The 2,811-nt window shown below is 48.5% G+C and carries 3 protein-coding genes and 1 tRNA gene; all 4 read right to left on the reverse strand.

What is annotated here, in order from left to right; genetic code table 11:
* Positions 1-2: 2 nt before the first annotated feature.
* Positions 3-86: transfer RNA gene (locus VIM72_RS28555), tRNA-Leu, on the reverse strand.
* A 75-nt stretch (positions 87-161) separates the two neighbouring features.
* On the reverse strand, positions 162-566 hold the full coding sequence (locus VIM72_RS28560) for a carbohydrate-binding protein (RefSeq protein WP_332006217.1): 405 nt from the start codon (positions 564-566) through the stop codon (positions 162-164).
* A 280-nt stretch (positions 567-846) separates the two neighbouring features.
* The gene (locus VIM72_RS28565; protein WP_332006218.1) at positions 847-1,992 is read right to left on the reverse strand and encodes a glycoside hydrolase family 76 protein; all 1,146 of its coding nucleotides are present in this window, start codon (positions 1,990-1,992) and stop codon (positions 847-849) included.
* 8 nt (positions 1,993-2,000) lie between these two features.
* Positions 2,001-2,811, reverse strand: an 811-nt coding sequence (locus VIM72_RS28570; RefSeq protein ID WP_332006219.1) for a hypothetical protein, incomplete at its 5' end; no start/stop codon positions are given.

The raw sequence follows: 2,811 nt of genomic DNA on the forward strand, positions 1-2,811 counted from the left end.
CGTGCCCAGAACTGGATTCGAACCAGCACACCCTTGCAGGCGCTGCGACCTGAACACAGTGCGTCTACCAATTTCGCCATCTGGGCAACTGATATCGTGTCAGGGAGCGCAAAGATAATCACCTATTTTAATTTTCCAAAAAAATAACGGGAACGGTTATACTAATAATTAAAAATAAAGCCGAAAGCCGTGATGCTAAAGGGCATCCCTCCCCTTGCCACCAGGTACAGGTCATGCACCCCCTCGGCATGACGCAGGTTACCCGTCAGCTTCAACGCATAAGTGCTATCACCCGTATAAGGAATATCAAGGGTACCAATAATTTTACCTTTGGGTTTATCTATCCGGAACTCAAGCCGGGCATTGCTCTTTTTATGCTCGGAGGCTACTTCCACGCGGAAGCCTATCTCACCAAGACTTAAATTCACCTGCGCAAAGCTGAGATAACTCCCCTCCTTCATCTGGAATTCCGTTGCACGGTTCCCCTTCTTAGCCGCCGGCGCCGCCGTCTGCCCGCAAACAGACACCGGAACAAAAGCAAAAAGCAGCATTAACATCAGCCTCATAGGGATAGGATAGGTTATCTTCTTCTGACGATCAGGAATAATTGTTCCCGGCGATAAATTAATAAATAAAAACCCTAAATTAAGGAATTATGTAATATAATAGCAAAATAATAACATCCAAACAAAAAGCGTCCGCAACAATAGCTGTTGCGGACGCTTTCAAAATATTGATCAACCGGATCAGATCCCGGCCGCCTGCCGGGCATAAATTTCCATCATACCCGGCTCCGGGCGCTACCGGCAAGCAGCAAACACACCGTTCTTCTTCCCATCTTTTTCATTACTTCATCAATCCCATACTTTTCAGCTTCGCCGCTGCTTCTATAAGCATAGCTCCGCTCAGTTGCGTAGTGAGGTCGCTGCCGGCTGCAGTGGTGGTCCAGTCCTTGTTAAACAGCACCTGCGGACGCGTAGTGCCTTTCAGCCACAACGTTTCTGCGTTCAGCTGCAGAAAGGCTGCATACTTTGCTACATCTGTACTGCTGATACTACCATCGGTGATCAGCAACATCAGGTAGCGTACCAGTACTCCCTTGAACAAACCTCCATCTCCCCCGCCTTCATCTTTCAGGATATTGGCATTGGTAAATCCGCCGGCCAAAGTATTATTAGCCGTCTTCAACGCATCATTGAGATATACATTCTGACCGGTGAGCTTATACAGCTCCACGCCTGCGCCAATAAAAACGCCCTGGTTATAGGTGAAGTTCCAGTTCTTTGTTACCTGGCCGCTGCCATCCTGGTTAATACCATCCCATACAAGACCGCTTACCGGGTCTACCAGCGTGGCTTTCTGCCAGTCATAGATCTTTTTTGCCCAGGCAATATCGTCCGGGTTCTGGGTAAGCCCATACATGCGGCAGGCAATAATGCAGGCAGGCGCGTTGGCTGGCGTGTTCTTATAGTTTTTGGATTTGTCTTTGTTCCAGTGGATGCCGCCCCCCCATACATCGTCCCAGCCGCCTTTGATATCGTTCCACAGCAACACGGCTACATCTTTGTACTTAGTATCTCCGGTGGCCTCGTAAGCACGTAAACAGGCAAGGTTCATCCATTCCATATCATCGTAGAAATGGTTGATATAGGTGCCGCCGTTCTTCGTTTTCATGCCAGCCAACAGATCGTCCATACGGGCTTTGATAGCGGGATCATTTTTACGTATATAGGCGTCCGTTAGTACGTCTAACGCATGGGCATTGGGCCAGTAGTTAAAAGTGGCGTTGCCGGCGTTATTGGCGTTAAAGTATTTCTCCTGGTTCCAGAAATTACCGGTAAGGCCCTGCAGGGATGAATCAGCTATCTGCGGCCAGTTGTACACATAACGCGCCTTGTTGGCCCCCGGGCCCGGGCCATCATCTACAGGTTCTTTCAAACATGCGGTGAAGGCCAGGGACAGCATTAAAAGAGAATATCGTATCAGCTTCATAGCAGTCTTTATTTTACGATGATTTCGTGGGTATAGTTTTTATCTGTTGTGAAATAAAGATTGATATCACAGTTCTTATTGTCCGCCTCTGTAGCAAACTTGTAGCAATAGTTCCACTGGTCGTTGTTGGTAATGGGGCGCAGTTCCCAGAAACTCAGTGGCGTAGCGGAAGTGGGACGGTTGTTATCTGCATTGGAACTACCTATCCACTCTTCGCCGGCATTACCATCGCTGTCTTTTACATTGATCCGGAATTTGTAACGCTCATCACGGCCCCATGATTCCTGTTTGAATGTGATCAGCTGATTCTGGATCTTCCAGGTACCGCCACCGGCATAGTTGATCTCGAACAGGAATTTATTCAGTGGTGCAAACCAAAGACCAATAGTAGTGATCTCTGTTACGGTAGCAGCAGCATTGTTAAAGTCCAGGCGCAGGCGATACACTTTGGTACCGGCGGTTTGTTCTGTTTCACCACCTTCTTTTACAGCAGTACCGGCAATGGAATAAATTTCCGGCGTACCGGTATTACGGCTGGCGAAATGATATTTACCGTTTTTGAGAGAGGTATAAATTTCGTATACACCCGGGGCGGTGGATTTCAGCTTCAGCGCCTTCGACAGGTCGGCGCCCGCTTCTGTAGCATCACCGGTAAGATATACATCTGTAGGGATCTCCGCAAAACCGTTGGGTCTTTCTACTTCGATGGTCTTTGTTTCTGCGGCTTTCTGGATATTGTATCCTTTGGATGCGAGCACGGTCCATACCAGTTTGCCGGTAGCCAGGGAAGCAATGCCTGCTTTGCCTGCCACGCTGTTC

Source organism: Chitinophaga sp. (assembly GCF_036569185.1).
Classification (GTDB): Bacteria; Bacteroidota; Bacteroidia; order Chitinophagales; family Chitinophagaceae; genus Chitinophaga.

What these genes read in the sequence shown, in the direction of transcription:
- VIM72_RS28560 (WP_332006217.1), bottom strand. Translation starts at nt 566, where the DNA reads ATGAGGCTGATGTTAATGCTGCTTTTTGCTTTTGTTCCGGTGTCTGTT.
- VIM72_RS28565 (WP_332006218.1), bottom strand. Translation starts at nt 1,992, where the DNA reads ATGAAGCTGATACGATATTCTCTTTTAATGCTGTCCCTGGCCTTCACC.